We start from the raw sequence: 17,112 nt of genomic DNA, 5'->3' as shown, positions 1-17,112 counted from the left end.
TAGTTTGGCACCGTGGACAAGAAGAACGCTCTGCGCGCCGGCGCCGTCACGGCCGGATCTGCGCTGATGATGCTGCTGATGACGTCTCCCGCCCTCGCGCTCACCCGCGACGACGGCGACGACCCGGGCCAGGGCCTGAGCGTCGGCGCGACGCTCGGCCTGTACGTGGCCCTGCCGATCGTGCTGTTCCTGGTCATCGCGGGTCTGGTGATGGTCCTCGACAAGTCGGACAAGCCGCAGAAGCAGGCCTGATCGGGCCGACCCCGTAGGGGCGGCACCACATACTTCCCGGGGCGCCGGGGGTCCGCACCGCCGATTCGTTTCGGCCGTGTGACGACCCCCGGCGCCCCGTCGTGTTCTCTACATGCCGGCCAGTAGCTTGCGGAGCAGCCCGCCGAGCACCTCGGCCTCTTCGTCACTGAGCCCGGTGAGCGCGGCGCGCTGCACCTCCAGGCCGGCCGTGACGGCCTCGTCGATGAGCGCGAGCCCGCGGTCGGTGATCGTCACCTGGAGTCCGCGCCGGTCGTGCGGATCGGGCTTGCGGCTGAGCAGCCCGGCCTTCTCCAGCTTGTCCAGACGCCCCGTCATGCCGCCCGTGGTGAGCATCAGCGTCGCCGACAGCTGCCGCGGCGAGAGCGTGTACGGCACGCCGGAGCGGCGCAGCGTGGCGACCACGTCGAACTCGCCCCGCGAGATCCCGAAGCGGGCGTAGGCCCGTTCCATCTCGTCCCCCATGGCCCGGGCGATCCGGTAGATGCGTCCGAAGACTTCCATGGGTTCGGTGTTCAGGTCCGGGCGCACCACGTGCCACTGGGCGGCGATGGCGTCGACGGCGTCCTTGTTGGCCTCGGTCATGGGCGCAGTATCCAGCCTTCCGGAAGTCGATCGCAAGAAAGTTGCTTGACGGAAAGTAGCTTACGAGTAAGCTACTTTCCATCGACCTACTTTGATCGGCCAACTGCGGGGGACACGATGGAAACGAGAGTCGCGGGTGAGCGGGCCATGCTCGCCGGTGTCGGGATCAGCTCGGTCGGTATCGGCATGTACGTCCCGTTCTCGCTGGTCTTCTTCCACCACGTCACGGGGCTCTCCTTCACCCTCGTCGGCCTGGTCATGACCATCACGGGCGTCGCCGGACTGGCCTTCATGCCGCTGGCGGGGACGGCCGTCGACCGGTTCGGCGCCAAGAAGGTCAACCTGGGCCTCTACGGGATGCGGGCGGTCGGCTTCGCGCTCTACCCCTTCGCGAGCTCACTGGCCGCGTTCGCCGCCGTCACCCTCGTCACCGCCCTCGCCGACCGCTCCTTCTCGATCGTCCAGCAGTCCCTGATCGGGGAGGTGGCGCGCGGCTCCGCCCGCGACCGGCTCCAGGCCTCGATCCGTGCGCTGCAGAACGCCGGGATGGGCGCGGGCGCCATGCTCGTCACCGGGGTCCTCGCCCTGTGGGGTACCGGCGGGTTCACCTACACCGCCTGGGCCAACGCGCTGGCCTTCGCCCTCGCCGGGCTCCTCGTCGCCCGGGTCCGCCCGGTGCGCGACGTCGAGGGCGCCGCCGTGAAGCGCGAGGCCGCCGGCTACCGGATGGTCCTGCACGACCGGCCCTTCCTCGGGCTCACCGCCGCCAACTTCCTCGCCGCGCTCGGCTACGCCGCCCTCTCGGTCCTCTTCCCGCTCTACCTCTCCACCTGGCTGATGGCGCCCGCCTCCCTCACCGGGGCCGCCTTCACCCTCAACACCGTCCTGTGCGCCGGGGTCGGCGTACTGATCGCGAGCCGGGTCCGCCGCTCCGGCGCCCGCCGCACCCGTTCGGCCGCCCTCGGCTCCCTGCTCTTCGCCGCCGCCTTCGTCGGTCAGATCGTGCTCGGCACCGTCCGCCCCGGGCAGACCGCCACCCTGGTCGCCCTGATGGTCATCGTGGTCGTCTACACCCTCGGTGAACTGGTGCACAGCCCCTCCGGCGGCGCCCTGTCGGTCTCCGCCGCCCCCGAAGCCGTCCGCGGCCGCTACCTGGCCACCTACCAGCTGTCCTACTCGCTGGCCACCGCGCTCGCCCCCTCCCTCTTCACCGCCCTGCTCGCCGTCGACGGGCGGCTGCCCTGGGCCGTCCTCACCGTCAGCGCGCTCGGCGCCGCCCTGGCACTGGTCCGGCTGGAGCCGCACCTCCCCGCCGAGGCCGTGTACGCCGAGCCGCCGGTCCCCGCCGCCGGGCGCACCCCGGCCCCGGCCCCGGCCGCCGCCTGAGCCGCGCCCGTAGGCACGTCACACCCCTCACGTCCCTCCTTCCTCACCTGCCGAGGAGTCAGCATCATGAAGCGCGTCGCCACCGTCGCCCTCACCGCCCTCGCCCCGATCTCCTGGGGTTCCACCTACTTCGTGGCCAGCGAACTGCTGCCCCCCGACCGGCCGCTGTTCACCGGCGTGATGCGCGCCCTGCCCGCCGGACTCCTGCTGACCGCACTGTCCCGGACCATCCCCAAGGGCGAGTGGTGGTGGAAGTCCGCGGTCCTCGGCACCCTCAACATCGGCGCCTTCTTCCCGCTGCTGTTCCTCTCCGCCTACCGGCTGCCCGGTGGCGTCGCGGCCGTGCTCGGCTCGGCCGGACCGCTGTTCGTCGTGGGGCTCGCCGCACTGCTCCTCGGGGAGCGCGCGAGCATCCGTACGGTCCTCGCGGCCATCGTGGCGGCCTTCGGCGTGAGCATGGTCGTCCTCACCGCCGAGGCGAAGCTGGACGCCATCGGGATCGTCGCCGGCGTGGTCTCCTCCGCCTCCATGGGCGCGGGCACCGTCATGACGAAGCGCTGGGGACGCCCCGAGGGCGTCGGCCCGCTGGCCATGACCGGCTGGCAGCTCACCGCGGGCGGGCTGGTCATCATCCCGGTCGCCGCCCTGGTCGAGGGCGCGCCGCCGGCCCTCGACGGCCACGCCGTGCTCGGCTACGGCTACATGATGCTGATCAACACCGGCACCGCGTACTGGCTCTGGTTCCGCGGCATCGGGCAGCTCAGCGCCACCTCGGTCACCCTGCTCGGCCCGCTCTCCCCGCTGACCGCCGCCGTCATCGGCTGGGCGGCCCTCGGGCAGGCGCTGACGCCCGTACAGCTGGCGGGGATGGCGATCGCCTTCGGGGCCACCGTCGCCGGACAGCTCGCGGCCGCCCGCTCGGCCCGCGCCGCCGAGGAATCGTTCAGTTCTACTGAAGAGAACGATCGAAACATTTCGATGGACCTGACCGATGGGAAGGTGCGACGGTAGGCCCACGCATCGCTCAGACCCACCCCGAGGGGGAGACACCCAGTGGCCGTCACGGACCGCGCCCGCACCGTCCCGCAAACAGAGCCCGACGTCACGGGCACCGGGAAGAAGGGAGCCGCCGGTCTCGGCGTGCTCCTCGCCCTCCTGGCGACGGTCGTCTGGTCCGGAAGCTTCGTCGCCACCCGCGGAATGGCCGGACACGTCCCGCCCGTGCAGGCCGTGTTCTGGCGCTGGGTGATCGCCCTCCTCGCCGTCGCCCCCTTCGCCGCCCGCCAGGTCTGGCAGCAGCGGGCCCTGATCCGGCAGCACCTCGGATTCATCGCCCTGGCCTCGCTGTTCGGCGTCGCCCTCTACAACACCCTCGTGCACCAGGCCGGACTGACCACCTCCGCCTCCAACATGGGCATGATCATGGCGGCCTCGCCCGTCATCATGGCGCTGTACGCCCGCCTCGGCGGCGAACGGCTCGGCGCCCGGCGCACCATCGGGATGTTCGTCGCGGCCTTCGGCGTGCTGCTGCTCGTCGGGGACGGCTCCATCGGCTTCGACTTCGGCGCCGGCGACCTGTGGATGTTCGCCGCCGCCCTCTCCTTCGCCACGTACAGCGCCCTGCTCAAGCGCAAGCCCGCCGAACTGGGCGGCCTGGCCTTCCTGATGACCACCTTCGCGCTCGGCGCGCTGATGCTGGCCCCGGCGTACGCGGTGTCCGTCTCCGTCCAGGGCGCCTTCGAGGTCACCGCCGGGTCCGTCGGAGCGCTGCTGTACGTCGGGGTGTTCTCCTCGGCCGTCGCCTTCTTCGCCTGGAACAAGGCGGTCTCGATCATCGGGGCGGCCCGCGCCGGAATCGTCTACTACCTCCAGCCGGTCTGCGTGGCCGGACTCGGCTTCCTGCTGCTGGGCGAACGGACCGGCCCCGCGCAGCTGCTGAGCATGGTGCTGATCCTCGGCGGGGTCATGCTGGGGAGCGCCCGCAAGTAGGCCGCCGGTAGGTTCGGCCCATGACCGAGTGGGACATCAAGAAGCTGCGGATCCTGCGGACCCTCGCCGAACGGGGGACCGTCACCGCGACGGCCGAGGCGCTGCACATGACGCCCTCGGCCGTTTCGCAGCAGCTGACGAACCTCGCCCGGCAGCTGGGTGTGGTGTTGCTGGAGGCCGAGGGCCGGCGGGTCCGCCTCACGGACGCGGCGCACCTCGTACTACGGCACGCCGAGGCGGTGTTCGCACAGCTGGAACGGGCCGACGCGGAGCTCGCCGGGTACCTCGCGGGGGACGCGGGGGAGGTGCGGGTGGGCGCCTTCTCCACCGCCGTACCGGCGCTCGTCGTACCGGCGGTGGCGGCGCTGCGGGAGAGTCGGCCGGGGGTGGAGGTCCGCGTGCGGGAGACCGAGGCCGCGGAATCGTACGAGCTCCTCGCGGCCGGGGGCGTGGACCTGGCACTGTCCCTGGCGGCCCATGCGCCGACGGCGCGCGATCCGCGGTTCACGCGGGTGACGCTGATGGAGGACCCCCTGGACGTGGCGCTCCCGCCGGGGCACCCGCTGGCCGGGGCGGCGGAGGTCCGGCTGGCGGACCTGTCCGGCGACCCGTGGATCTACGGGGGCAGCGGGCCCTGGTCGGAGATCGCGGTGGGCGCGTGCGAGGCGGCGGGGTTCGTACCGGAACAGGCGCACTCGGCCTCCGGCTGGACCGCGATCCTCGCGATGGTGGAGGCGGGGATGGGCGTGGCCCTGGTCCCCCGCATGGTGTCGAGCCGGGCCTCGGGCGTCGCCGTCCGGGTCCTCACGCACGACCGGCCGACGCGGCACGTGATCGCCGCGGTCCGCCGGGGCGGCGAAGCCGCACCGGCGGTCTCCCACGTCCTGACGGCCCTCCGCGCGGTGGCCGCGACCCGCGGCTAGTCCCGCCTCGCGGGCAGCCCGGGCCCGGGGGTATGGCCCCGGCCCGGGGTACCGCCCCGCCCCGGGATGCGGACCGGGCCCGGGATGCCGCCCCGCCATGGGGGACGCGGCCCTGGCCTGGGGTACCGCCCCGTCCCGGGATGCGGACCGGGCCCGGGATGCCGCCCCGCCCCGGGGTCCGGCTGCGGACCGGGGTGCCGCCCTGCCCTGGGGCGCGGGCCGGTCCGCGGTTCGGGTGCCGCTGCGCGGGGCCGTCCCCTACCCGCCCTTCCACCGTTCCCTGGGGCTCCGCCCCGGACCCCGCGCCTCAAACGCCGGCGGGGCTGGATCTGCCCTGCGGGCAATTCAGCCGCACGTGGCGGACGGCAGCAACCGAATCCAGCCCCGCCGGCGTTTGAGGCGCCGCCGGAGGCAAAACAGCCCGTCCGGCGTTTGAGGACCGGGGCTCCGGGGTCCGGCCCCGCGGCGATGGCGCCGCAGCCGGGGGTCCGGGGTCCGGCCCCCGGCAACGGTGCCGCAGCCTGGGGAGCGGGGGCCGTGCCCGTGGGGCCGGGGGGCTCCACGGGCACGGTGGGGGCTACGCGCGAGCGGCAGCGGCGGCGGCGGCGTCGGCCGCCTGGGCCTTCAGCGCGCGCTCGACGCCCGAGCGGGACTCCGACACCAGACGGCGAAGGGCCGCGTTCGGCTCGGCCGAGGCGAGCCAGGAGTCCGTCTGGGACAGGGTGGCCTCGGAGACCTGGAGCGACGGGTACAGACCCACCGCGATCTGCTGCGCGATCTCGTGGCTGCGGGACTCCCAGACGCCCTTCAGCGCCGAGAAGTACTTCGCCGTGTACGGGGCCAGCAGCTCCCGCTGGTCCGTCTGGACGAAGCCCGCGATCACCGCCTCCTGCACCGCGTTCGGCAGGTCGCCGGACTCCACCACCGACGCCCAGGCCGCGGCCTTCGCCTCGGCCGTCGGACGCGCCGCCCGCGCCGTCGCCGCGTGCCGTTCGCCCGCCGCCGTCGCGTCCCGCTCCAGCTCGGCCGCGATTGTCCCCTCGTCGGCGTGGCCCGTGGCCGCCAGCCGCTCCAGGAACGCCCACCGCAGCTCGGTGTCGACGGCCAGGCCCTCGACCACGGTCGAGCCGTCCAGCAGCGCCGACAGGAACGTCAGCTGCTCCTCCGTGCGGGCCGTGGCCGCGAAGGCGCGCGCCCACGCCAGCTGGTGGTCGCTGCCCGGCTCCGCCGCACGCAGGTGCTCCAGCGCCGCCGAGGTCCAGGCCGCCAGGCCCTCCTCGCGCCACGCCGGGTCCGCGTACAGCTCGATCGCCAGCTTCACCTGACGGTGCAGCGACTGGACGACGCCGATGTCCGTCTCCTTGCCGATGCCCGACAGGACGAGGGAGAGGTAGTCGCGGGTGGCCAGCTCGCCGTCGCGGGTCATGTCCCACGCCGAGGCCCAGCACAGCGCGCGCGGCATCGAGTCGGTGAAGTCGCCCAGGTGCGCCGTGACCGTCGCGAGGGACTCCTCGTCCAGACGGACCTTGGCGTACGACAGGTCGTCGTCGTTGAGCAGGACGACGGCCGGGCGGGCGCGGCCCAGCAGCTCCGGCACCTCCGTCAGCTCGCCGTCGATGTCCAGCTCGATCCGCTCCGTGCGGACGAGCTTGCCACCGTCCAGGTCGTACAGGCCGACCGCGATCCGGTGCGGGCGCAGCGTCGGCTCGCCCTTGGCGCCGGCGGGCAGCGCGGGCGCCTCCTGACGGATGCCGAAGGCGGTGACCACACCGTCCGCGTCGGTGGTGATCTCCGGCCGCAGGATGTTGATGCCGGCCGTCTCCAGCCACGCCTTCGACCAGGCGGTCAGGTCGCGGCCCGAGGTCTCCTCCAGGGCGCCCAGCAGGTCCGACAGGCGGGTGTTCCCGAAGGCGTGCGCCTTGAAGTACGCCTGCACGCCCTTGAAGAAGGCGTCCGTGCCGACGTAGGCGACGAGCTGCTTGAGCACCGACGCGCCCTTGGCGTACGTGATGCCGTCGAAGTTGACCATGACGTCGTCGAGGTCACGGATGTCCGCCATGATCGGGTGCGTGGACGGCAGCTGGTCCTGCCGGTACGCCCAGGTCTTCATGGAGTTGGCGAACGTGGTCCACGCGTGCGGCCACTTCGAACCCTCGGCGTAGGCCTGGCAGGCGATCGAGGTGTAGGTGGCGAAGGACTCGTTCAGCCACAGGTCGTTCCACCACTCCATGGTGACCAGGTCGCCGAACCACATGTGCGCGAGCTCGTGCAGGATCGTCTCGGCGCGCACCTCGTAGGTGGCGTCCGTGACCTTCGAGCGGAAGACGTACTGGTCGCGGATGGTGACCGCGCCCGCGTTCTCCATCGCGCCCGCGTTGAACTCGGGGACGAAGAGCTGGTCGTACTTGGCGAACGGGTAGTCGTAGGCGAACTTCTCCTGGAACCAGTCGAAGCCCTGCCGGGTCACGTCGAAGATCGCGTCCGCGTCGAGGAACTCGGCGAGCGAGGGGCGGCAGTAGATGCCGAGCGGGACGACCTGGCCGTCCTTGCCCTCGTACGAGCTGTGCACCGCGTGGTACGGGCCGACGATCAGGGCCGTGATGTAGGAGGAGATGCGCGGGGTCGGCTCGAAGGCCCACACCCGGTCCTTCGGCTCCGGGGTCGGCGAGTTCGAGATGACCGTCCAGCCCTCGGGGGCCGTCACGGTGAACCGGAACGTCGCCTTCAGGTCGGGCTGCTCGAAGCTGGCGAAGACGCGCCGCGCGTCCGGCACCTCGAACTGGGTGTACAGGTACGCCTGCTGGTCGACCGGGTCGACGAAGCGGTGCAGACCCTCGCCGGTGTTGGTGTACGCGCAGTCCGCGACGACACGGAGCTCGTTGGCCCCGGCCTCGAGCCCGCTGAGGGCGATCCGGGAGTCCTGGAAGACCTCCGAGGCGTCCAGCGACCTGCCGTTCAGGACGACCTCGTGCACGGCCGGGGCGACCAGGTCGATGAAGGTCTCGGCCCCGGCCTCGGCCGACTGGAACCGCACGGTGGTCACGGAGGGGTAGGTGCCACCCTCCTGAGCGCCGCTGAGATCGAGCTCGATCTCGTACGAGTCGACGGTGAGCAGCTTGGCCCGCTGCTGGGCCTCTTCACGGGTGAGATTCGTGCCGGGCACGCGTTCATCTCCTTTGATGGTGACGTTGCCCGGCCATCCTTCCATGCGGTCCGCGCCACCGGGTCGGAGTAATCCACGGGCGAACGCGACGTCGGATTCCCGCCGGACTCCGGCGGGCGGCGCCGCCATGCTGACGGACATGGACAGCAGGTACTGGGCGAGGCCCATCGAGGAGACGGCGCTCAAGGAGCTCCGGGTACGGGACGACGCCGGACGGGAGCGCGTCCCCTACCGGGACGAGGAGGGCGGGGCGCCGCTGCGCTGCTGCCTGCGGCCGAGCGGGGCGGGCGAGCGGATCGCGCTCGTCTCGTACGCGCCGCTGCGCCGCTGGGCGGCCGCCACGGGCGCGGACCCGGGGGCGTACGACGAGCAGGGGCCGGTCTTCGTCCACGCCGAGGCCTGCGCGGGGCCCGCGGAGGGCGGCGGACACCCCTTCGCCCGCGCCGGCGTGCAGCGCACCGCCCGGCGGTACGACGCCCGCGGGCACATCCTCGGCGGGCGGGTCCTCGACCTGGGCGAGGAGCCCGACGCGGTGATCGAGCGGGCCCTGGACGAGGCCTTCGCCGAGCCGGAGGTGGCGCTCGTCCACCTGCGCGCCGCCGAGTTCGGCTGCTTCCTCTTCGAGGTCCGCAGGCCGTGACACGGCGAAGGGGGCGGGCACCGAACGGTGCCCGCCCCCTTCGCGAGGGTTCGCCGGGGCTCAGCCCTGACGCAGCTCCTCGGCGACGAGTTCCGCGATCTGCACCGCGTTCAGCGCGGCGCCCTTGCGGAGGTTGTCGTTCGACAGGAACAGCGCGAGGCCGTTGTCCACCGTCTCGTCGGCGCGGATGCGGCCCACGTACGAGGCGTCCTTGCCGGCGGCCTGGAGGGGGGTCGGGATCTCCGACAGCTCGACGCCCGGGGCGTCCTTCAGCAGCTCGTAGGCGCGCTCGACGCTGATCGGACGGTCGAAGCGGGCGTTGACCTGGAGCGAGTGGCCGGAGAAGACGGGGACGCGCACGCAGGTGCCGGAGACCTTGAGGCCCGGGATCTCGAGGATCTTGCGGGACTCGTTGCGGAGCTTCTGCTCCTCGTCGGTCTCGAAGGAGCCGTCGTCGACGAGGTTGCCCGCGAGCGGGACCACGTTGTAGGCGATCGGACGCTTGTAGACGGCGGGCTCGGGGAACTCCACCGCGTCGCCGTCGAAGGTCAGCTGGTCGGCGGCCTCGGAGACCGCGCAGGCCTGGCCCTTGAGCTCGGCGACGCCGGCCAGGCCGGAGCCGGAGACGGCCTGGTAGGTGGTGGCGATCAGCGCGGTCAGGCCGGCCTCCTCGTGGAGGGGGCGCAGCACCGGCATGGCGGCCATGGTGGTGCAGTTCGGGTTCGCGATGATGCCCTTGGGGCGGTTCTTGATCGCGTGCGGGTTGACCTCGGAGACCACGAGGGGGACCTCGGGGTGGCCGCGCCAGGCGGAGGAGTTGTCGATCACGACGGCGCCCTGGGAGGCGACCTTCTCGGCCAGCGCCTTGGAGGTGGCGCCACCGGCGGAGAAGAGGACGATGTCCAGGCCGGAGTAGTCCGCCGTCGAGGCGTCCTCGATGGTGATCTCCCGGCCCTCCCATTCGAGGGTCGTGCCGGCCGAACGGGCCGAGGCGAACAGCCGCAGCTCGTCCACCGGGAACTTGCGCTCGGCGAGGATGCCGCGCATGACTCCGCCGACCTGTCCGGTGGCTCCGACGATTCCGACCCTCACGGTGACTCCTTTAGTACATACGACGCGGGCACTGTAGCCATCATGCGTTCGACCGTCCGGTCCTTGTCCAATCCATTGTCCGCAGTACGGACGATCTGCCGTGATTGACGGGTCCCGGGACAGCGCGAAGGGGCCGGCGCCATCGGCACCGGCCCCTCCGTCATGCGGTCACACCGTCATGCGTCCGCGCTGTCGCGCACCCGCTACGGCAGGACCTTCTCGATCTGCACGCTGCCGGTGCCGGCGGCGGTGCCGCGGGCGTTCAGCAGCTGGACCTGGCCGAAGAACTGCCGGCCCTCGGGGGCGGCGGCGCCGACCAGGACGTTCGCCGAGATCGCCGTGGAGGCGCCGTTGGCGAGGTTCACCGCGGCGGCCTCGTCGACCTGGACGGAGCCCAGGGCGGCCGAGAAGTACACGTCGCGGTAGTCGTAGGTGGTGGAGCCGGACGGGACCGCGTAGCCGAGCACCTTGATCTGGTAGGTGCCCGCGGCCGGGTTGGCCAGGCTCACGGCCTCCTCGGAGTCGCCGTCGGCGGAGGAGCCGACCTTGACGCCGTCCTTGTAGACCTCGAGGTCGAGGTCGGCGGCGGTGTCGGAGACCTTGCCGATCGCGATGTCGAGGCGGGAGACGCCCTCGCCGATCGTGACCTCGGTGGTCTGGGTCTCACCGTTGGCGATGGTCGGCTTGGCGACCTTCGCGGAGCCGAGCGGGCCGCCCTTGAGCTTGCCGCCGGAGATGGCCGCACCGTCGTTCTTGACGGTCCACTGGACCGGCGCCGGGGTGCCCTGCTTCACCTCGGGCAGGACCTTGACCGCGGGGTCGAAGGCCGCGCCGAGCACGGAGACGTCCAGCTTGAACGGGTTGTCGAGGAGCGGCGACGTACGGCGCGACTCGACCTCGATCTCCCAGACGCCCGGCTGCGGGTCGGCGTACGACCGCAGGTCGGGGCGGCACTGGTTCGCCGGGTTGTCGTAGTTCGGGTAGCACTGGGTGGTCGCGCTGTCCTCGACGCCCACACCGTAGGGGTGGATCGAGATGAAGCGCGTCTGGCTGCCCGCCGCGAGACCGCCGAGGGCGACCTCGAGGGTCTTCGCGCCCTGCGGCACGGTGACGAAGTACGACTTGTGGCTGTTGCGCTGCACGGACGAGGTGTCCGAGAAGGAGAACGACGGCTTCGCCAGCGGGGTGGAGGCGATGACCGTGGTCAGGATCTGCTTGTCGATGCCCTCGGTGGTCTCGTCGTCCAGCTGCAGGATGCCGCTGTGGACGCCGGCCGTCTTGGGCTTGGCCTCGACCTTGATGGTGACGGGCTTGTTCAGCGGCAGCGTGACGTAGTCGTAGTCGCCGAGGATCTTGAACGTGCCGTCGTTGTTGCGCCAGCTCAGGTTGTGGCGGGTGCCGTACTTGACGCCGGTGGTGCGGGTGACGACGACGTCGTAGACCTTCTTCTGGCCGACCTTCAGGCCGCCCTCGCGGTCGTAGAGGCCGGTGCCGAAGCCCGGGGTCTTCAGGAACTGGTCGATCGCGGTGTCGACCGGCGCCTTGACGGTGAACTCGTTGGACTTCGCGCCGCGCTGGATGGACTCCCACGCGCCGAGGACGTTGATCAGACCCGAGCCCTGGGCGTGCGCCGGGACGTCGTCGATCTTCTTCGCGGTGCTGGTGAGCGCGGTGCGCAGGCTCGCCGGGGACAGCGCGATCTTCTGCTGCTTGGCGGCCGAGATCAGCAGGGCGCTGGCGCCCGCTGCCTGCGGCGAGGACATCGAGGTGCCCTGGAGCATGCCGTAACCGGCCGGGAGGTTGTAGCCGGCCTCCTTCACGGGCGCGCCGGGCAGCCAGGTCTGGATGGTGTTGATGGCCGCGCCGGGGGCGGTGATGGTCGGCGTGAACCCGCCGTCCTCACGCGGACCGCGCGAGGAGAAGGGGAACATGTTGTACTTCTTGGTCACGCCGGAGCCGTAGTTGGCGGCCCAGGTCTCCTTGGAGACCGCGGCACCCACGGAGATGACCTTGTCCGCGAGACCGGGGTCGCCGATGGTGTTGACACCGGGGCCCTCGTTGCCCGCCGAGATGACGAGCTGGACACCGTAGGTGTCGATGAGGTTCTTGTAGAGCTCCGAACGGGCGTTGTTGCCGTCGTTCAGCGCCGGCAGGCCGCCGATGGACATGTTGACGATGTCCACGCCGCGGTTGACGACGAGGTCGATCATGCCCTCGGTCAGCGCGATGTTGGTGCAGCCGCCGGACCAGGTGCAGGCGCGCGAGGAGACGATCTTCGCGCCCGGCGCCTCGCCGTTCATCTTGCCGCCGAAGAGGCTGTTGGCGGCGGTGATGCCCGCGACGTGCGTGCCGTGCTCGGACTCGATGATGCCGATGTTGACGAAGTCGGCCTTCTTGCCGACCCAGTCCCCGCCGAGCGGGTCCATCGGGACGTCCTTGCGGATCTGGATCACGAACGGGATGCGCTCGGCGACGTCGGTCGCCGGGTTGTCCGTACCGAAGTACCCGATCTGGTAGCCGTCCTTGTACGGCTTCATCGGCTCGTTGTTCGTGAAGTCGTTGTCCTGGTCGGTGTCGACGCGGACGGTCCCGGCGACCGGGTCGTAGAGCATGCCGAACCGGTCGGTGGTGTCCCCGTCCCGGTTGACGTCGCCCTTCATGTCGCCGTTGGCGGTGATCGACTCGCTGAAGCGGCTCCACTGGAAGCTGCCCTCGGGGGCCTTCCAGCTCGCGCCGCCCGCGGTGAAGGTGCCGCCGGTGGACGTGACCGGGGTGATCTGGGCGCGCCAGGTGGCGTCGCCGTCGGCGATCGGGTCGGTCGCGGTCACCCAGTCGACGATCTTGCGCTCGCCGGTGGTGGTCTTCTGCAGCGCCGGGTGGCTGACGTCGACGCCCGAGTCCAGGATGCCGATGGTCACGCCGCGGCCGTCCGCCTGCGGGTTCTTCGCGACGAAGTCCACCGCGCCCGTCTCGAAGGACGGGTTGTACGGGTTCTTCGCCGGGGTGTTCTTGTCCGGCGCGGGGTACGACTCGGCGGCGGTCTTCTGGACCTTGCCCGACTCGCCCTTGGTGTCGGGGCGGGGGTCCGGCAGCTGGATCTCGTGCCGCAGGTCGATGCCGTGCACGGAGGACAGCTTGGCGGCCGCCTTCAGCGCGGCCTCCGCCTTGCCGGTCGGCAGGGTGGCGCGCACGTAGCCGAGCTTGTCGTAGGTCTGGCCGACCGAGGCGCCGGGGACGGCACCGATCTGGTCGGTGACCTGCTTGGTCTCGCCGGGGGCGGTCGCGACCATGACGGTGACGGTCGCGTCACCCTTGGCCTTGGCCTCCTGGAGCAGCTCTGCGTCGGCCGAACCGAGCTTCTGGTCGGCGGACTTGACGGCCGGGTTGGAGCCCGGGGCGTCGGCCGCGTTCGCCGCGAAGACGGGCGCCGAGCCGGTGGCCGCGAGGGCGGCCACCAGGCCCGCCGCGGCCGCGACGCGCGCGACGCGTCTGGCCGCGGGTATGGAGCCGGGGGATTCGAGGGTCATCAGCATCCCTGGTAAGTGAAAGATACGGTCCGGATTTCGGTGCCGGATGACCGGTCAGCTTTGCGCAAACGACAGCTCTTTGGGGAGTGTTGTCATTGACCGGTACCCGCCATGGCGGACACTCGCCAGCGCGGCGCATACGCCAGCGCGGCCTTACCGGGACAGACCGGAGTGAACTCCGGTGGTCGCGGAGCTGATTTGTCGACTTGCCGACTGCAAGACAGCACCGGGGCGCGATCGCGCCCCGGTGCGGGTGTGACGGTTTCGGACCGTTCAGCGCTCGCGCGTGCGCGCGTAGTGTCGGGAGGCTTTCGCCCGGTTTCCGCAGACGGACATGGAGCACCAGCGCCGGGTCCCGTTGCGCGAGGTGTCGTGGAAGTGCAGCACGCAGGTCTCGGAGGCGCACTTGCGGATCCGGTCGGGCGCGGTGCCCAGCAGCTCCAGGTAGTTCCGGGCGGCGGTCCAGGCCGGACCCCAGGTCGGATCGTCGAACTCGGCCCGCTCGCCCGGGCCTTCGGCCGTCAGGGTGGCGCGGATGCGCCCGTGCTCCAGTACGGCGTCGACCAGTGCGCGGGCGCTCTCGTCGGCGGGGTCCGCCACGGCGCGGGCCAGTGCCTCGCGGGCGGTCATCAGGTGGACGAGGGTCGGGGCGTCGGCGCGGAAGCGGTCGGCCAGCCCGGTGGACTCCAGCCAGATCCGCAGCCCCTCGACCCGGCCGAGCCCGAAGGCCCCGGCGAAGAGGTCGGTGAGCTCGCCCTCCCGCATCCAGCGGGTGTTCAGCAGGTCGAGCGCGACCGGCTCCCCGGTCAGGGGGCGGGGGTCGTCGGCCCGGTCCGTGGCCTCGTCCGTCGCCGTCATGTTCCGTCTCCTCCGCGCCTCGCTAACCCCTGAAGGGTACGTGACCGGTTGACGTATCCCATCCTAACCTTTAACCTCGATTTAGAAGGTTAGGAAGTCGCGCAGTCCTCTGGGGAAGGAACCCGTCATGACCACCGCCATCAGCACCCTCCGTACCGGCCACGTGGGCCTGAACGTCACCGATCTGGAGCGCTCGCTCGCCTTCTACCGGGACGCGCTCGGCTTCCGAGTGCTGGGCGAGGGCAAGGAGGAGGGCCGGCGCTTCGCCTTCCTCGGCCAGGACGGCGAGCTCGTGCTGACCCTCTGGCAGCAGGCCGACGGCGCGTACGCGCCCACCGCGGCCGGACTGCACCACCTGGCGTTCTCCGCCGGCGCCATCGAGGAGGTGCGCGCGTACGAGGAGCGGCTGCGCGGCCTGGGCGTGGAATTCGCGTACGAGGGCGTCGTCGCCCACCGCGAGGGCGCGGCCTCGGGCGGCATCTTCTTCCACGACCCCGACGGGACCCGCCTGGAGATCTCGGTCCCGACCGGCGCCGAAGGTGCCCCCGCCCCCAGTGAATCCGCTCCCACCTGCGGATTCTTCTAATGTCCGGGGCCTACCACCAGGGCTCGCTCGCCGTTCAGGAACGGGTCGGCGTACGCGAACTCGCCGAGCACGTCGGTCGTTCGATCGGCACGGGCATCAAGGACGTGGCCGCGGCCTTCCTGGAGCAGCAGCCCCACCTCGTCGTCGGCGCCGCCGACGGCGGGGGCCTGGTGTGGGCCTCCCTGCTCACCGGTCCGCCCGGTTTCGTACGGGCCACCGGGCCGCAGCGGATCACGGTCGCCGGCGGCCTGCCGGCCGGGGATCCGCTGACCGGGGCGCTGGCCGCGGCCGGGACGAAGGTCGGCACCATCTCCCTCGACCCGCGCACCCGGCGACGGATGAGGCTGAACGGCACGCTGGAGGTGACCGGTCGGGGCTTCGCGGTCCAGGCCGAGCAGGTCTTCGCCAACTGCCCCAAGTACCTCCAGAAGCGGCAACCGCTGGACCTGGCCGCCGAAGGAGCCGGTGTCGTGCGGCGCGGGGACGCGCTCACCCCCGACCAGGAGCGGGCCGTCCGTGCCGCCGACACCTTCTTCGTGGCGACCACGGCAGAGGCGGACGGGGTCGACGCCAGCCACCGGGGCGGGCTGCCCGGCTTCGTCGAGGTGCTCTCGCCGACCGAGCTGAGCTGGCCGGACTACGCGGGCAACGCCATGTTCCTGACCCTGGGCAACCTCGCGGCCGACCCGCGGGCCGGGCTGCTCTTCCCGGACTGGGAGACCGGGGCCGTGCTCCAGCTCAGCGGCCGGGCCCGGGTCGAGTTCGGACCCGACGGGGGCCGCACCACCCGCTTCCGCGTGGAGTCGGTGGTCGAGGCCGTCCATCCGGGGCGGCTGCGCTGGAGCGCCCCGGAGTACTCGCCCCACCTGCCTCACCTGGGCAGGACCACCAGATAGGCGGCGGGCTCGCGGTCGCCGGACGCCGTCAGGGCGGTCCGGACGACCGCCGCCTGCTGCTCGGGCCAGTCGCGGAGCTTGCGCGGGGTGATGTGGATGACGGTCACCCCGAGCCGCTCCAGGGTCTCGCGCTTGCGCACGGACTCGGACCACTCCTCGTCCTCGCCCTGGCGCGGGGCGCGGGTGTCGAGCTCCACGGCCACGGAGTGCTCGGGCCAGAAGGCGTCGACGCCGCCGAGGTGCGGGCCGCCGGGGATGCGCAGGTCCACGTTCCAGACCGGCTCGGGCAGCTCGTAGCCGCGTACGAGGTGGTACAGCCGCTCCTCGGCGATGGCGCGGCCCTCGGCGAGGAGGGCCTCGACGGCGTCGACCACGTGCGTGCGGTTCAGCAGCCGGGCCACCGTCAGCTCCCTTACGACGGCGGCCGGTTCGCAGTGCCCGGCGCGGACGGCCTCGCTGAGCAGGCGGCGTACGGTGCCGGCGTCGTCGAGCTGGGCGACGGCGTCGGCGACGGCCCGCGCGACGGGCGCCACCGGAAGCCCCGTCACCTCCTCGGGCCGGGGCGGGGTGTGCGCCCGCACGATCCGCACGTCCCCGGTGGAACGCAGCCGGCGGGTGCCGGGGACGAGCACGTCGACGTGCGAGAGGGCGAGCAGGGCGGGGACGGAGGTGAACCGGTACAGCGCGAGCGCCGCCAGTCCGGTGATCATGACCTCCCCGTGCCCGCGCCGGCCGGCGTACAGCAGCGCGGCGTGCAGCCGCTCCTCGCTGGTCGCGGGGCCGGAGTGGAGCAGGAACACCCCCGGCAGGATCTGCTGCCACGGCCGCTCGGCGGCGTCGGAGGCGGTGACGCCGTGCTCGCGCAGCTGGGCGAGGGTGAGCACGCGGGGGCGGCTGCCGGTGAGGTGGGCGAGGGGGAGGGGCGCGTTGTGGTTCATGACGCGGTGATTCCCTCAGGCCATGGCCTTGATAACCGCTGTTACACGCTCGTCGACAAACCCGGACAAGACGGGGCTAAAGTACGGGCGTTCGATGACCGATACGCTGCGCCGCCGCGGCGGGGGGGGCCCCCCCCCCCCCCCCCCCCCCAACCCCCCGGGGGGGGGGGGGGGCCCCGGGCCCCGGGGGGGGGGGCCCCCCGGGGGGGGGGGGGGGGGGGGTTTTTGGGGGGGGGCGGGGGGCGGGGGGGTTTTGGGG

14 protein-coding genes are annotated in these 17,112 nt (G+C 72.1%); 8 read left to right on the top strand and 6 right to left on the bottom strand.

Annotated elements, in window-relative coordinates:
- The first annotated feature begins 12 nt into the window (after window positions 1–12).
- Window positions 13–252, top strand: coding sequence for a hypothetical protein (locus ACFYYJ_RS14055; protein WP_385133822.1), 240 nt, complete (start codon window positions 13–15; stop codon window positions 250–252).
- Between the two features lie 108 nt (window positions 253–360).
- Here ACFYYJ_RS14055 and ACFYYJ_RS14050 read toward each other — a convergent pair whose 3' ends face one another.
- Window positions 361–855, bottom strand: a complete 495-nt coding sequence (locus ACFYYJ_RS14050) for a MarR family winged helix-turn-helix transcriptional regulator (RefSeq protein ID WP_385133819.1) — start codon at window positions 853–855, stop codon at window positions 361–363.
- Window positions 856–972: 117 nt separating this feature from the next.
- Between ACFYYJ_RS14050 and ACFYYJ_RS14045 the strand changes: the two genes are divergently transcribed.
- The 4 genes from ACFYYJ_RS14045 (at window position 973) to ACFYYJ_RS14030 (ending at window position 5,153) form a co-directional block, all read left to right on the top strand.
- Window positions 973–2,241 carry an MFS transporter gene (locus ACFYYJ_RS14045; RefSeq protein WP_389131988.1) on the top strand — a complete coding sequence of 423 codons (1,269 nt, stop codon included), beginning with the start codon at window positions 973–975 and terminating at the stop codon, window positions 2,239–2,241.
- A 66-nt stretch (window positions 2,242–2,307) separates the two neighbouring features.
- On the top strand, window positions 2,308–3,252 hold the full coding sequence (locus ACFYYJ_RS14040) for an EamA family transporter (protein WP_385365945.1): 945 nt from the start codon (window positions 2,308–2,310) through the stop codon (window positions 3,250–3,252).
- A 42-nt stretch (window positions 3,253–3,294) separates the two neighbouring features.
- Window positions 3,295–4,230, top strand: coding sequence for a DMT family transporter (locus tag ACFYYJ_RS14035; protein WP_385133813.1), 936 nt, complete (start codon window positions 3,295–3,297; stop codon window positions 4,228–4,230).
- A gap of 20 nt (window positions 4,231–4,250) precedes the next feature.
- Window positions 4,251–5,153: a LysR family transcriptional regulator gene (locus ACFYYJ_RS14030; protein ID WP_385365947.1), complete on the top strand. Its 903-nt coding sequence runs from the start codon at window positions 4,251–4,253 to the stop codon at window positions 5,151–5,153.
- 577 nt (window positions 5,154–5,730) lie between these two features.
- Here ACFYYJ_RS14030 and pepN read toward each other — a convergent pair.
- Entirely contained in the window at window positions 5,731–8,316 is a 2,586-nt protein-coding gene (gene pepN, locus ACFYYJ_RS14025) for an aminopeptidase N (protein WP_389131982.1), read from the bottom strand.
- Between the two features lie 139 nt (window positions 8,317–8,455).
- On the opposite strand from pepN, the gene ACFYYJ_RS14020 reads away from it, so the two are divergent.
- On the top strand, window positions 8,456–8,956 hold the full coding sequence (locus tag ACFYYJ_RS14020; protein ID WP_389131979.1) for a DUF1203 domain-containing protein: 501 nt from the start codon (window positions 8,456–8,458) through the stop codon (window positions 8,954–8,956).
- Between the two features lie 60 nt (window positions 8,957–9,016).
- Here ACFYYJ_RS14020 and ACFYYJ_RS14015 read toward each other — a convergent pair whose 3' ends face one another.
- The 3 genes from ACFYYJ_RS14015 to ACFYYJ_RS14005 form a co-directional block, all read right to left on the bottom strand.
- Complete coding sequence (locus ACFYYJ_RS14015; protein ID WP_385122587.1) at window positions 9,017–10,048, bottom strand: aspartate-semialdehyde dehydrogenase; 1,032 nt, start codon at window positions 10,046–10,048, stop codon at window positions 9,017–9,019.
- Between the two features lie 203 nt (window positions 10,049–10,251).
- On the bottom strand, window positions 10,252–13,575 hold the full coding sequence (locus ACFYYJ_RS14010; protein WP_389131974.1) for a S8 family serine peptidase: 3,324 nt from the start codon (window positions 13,573–13,575) through the stop codon (window positions 10,252–10,254).
- Between the two features lie 273 nt (window positions 13,576–13,848).
- On the bottom strand, window positions 13,849–14,433 hold the full coding sequence (locus ACFYYJ_RS14005; RefSeq protein ID WP_385122582.1) for a CGNR zinc finger domain-containing protein: 585 nt from the start codon (window positions 14,431–14,433) through the stop codon (window positions 13,849–13,851).
- A 127-nt stretch (window positions 14,434–14,560) separates the two neighbouring features.
- Between ACFYYJ_RS14005 and ACFYYJ_RS14000 the strand changes: the two genes are divergently transcribed.
- Entirely contained in the window at window positions 14,561–15,019 is a 459-nt protein-coding gene (locus ACFYYJ_RS14000; protein ID WP_385122580.1) for a VOC family protein, read from the top strand.
- On the top strand, window positions 15,019–15,915 hold the full coding sequence (locus tag ACFYYJ_RS13995; RefSeq protein WP_385122578.1) for a pyridoxamine 5'-phosphate oxidase family protein: 897 nt from the start codon (window positions 15,019–15,021) through the stop codon (window positions 15,913–15,915). The genes ACFYYJ_RS14000 and ACFYYJ_RS13995 overlap by 1 nt, the downstream gene beginning before the upstream one ends.
- Here the strand turns inward: ACFYYJ_RS13995 and ACFYYJ_RS13990 are convergent.
- On the bottom strand, window positions 15,891–16,853 hold the full coding sequence (locus ACFYYJ_RS13990; protein WP_385122575.1) for a hypothetical protein: 963 nt from the start codon (window positions 16,851–16,853) through the stop codon (window positions 15,891–15,893). The two genes, ACFYYJ_RS13995 and ACFYYJ_RS13990, sit on opposite strands and share 25 nt — an antisense overlap.
- Window positions 16,854–17,112 lie beyond the last annotated feature (259 nt).

The sequence above is a fragment of the Streptomyces sp. NPDC002467 genome, from assembly GCF_042889825.1.
Taxonomy (GTDB): domain Bacteria; phylum Actinomycetota; class Actinomycetes; order Streptomycetales; family Streptomycetaceae; genus Streptomyces.
This window is presented reverse-complemented; position numbering and strand designations above follow the sequence as displayed.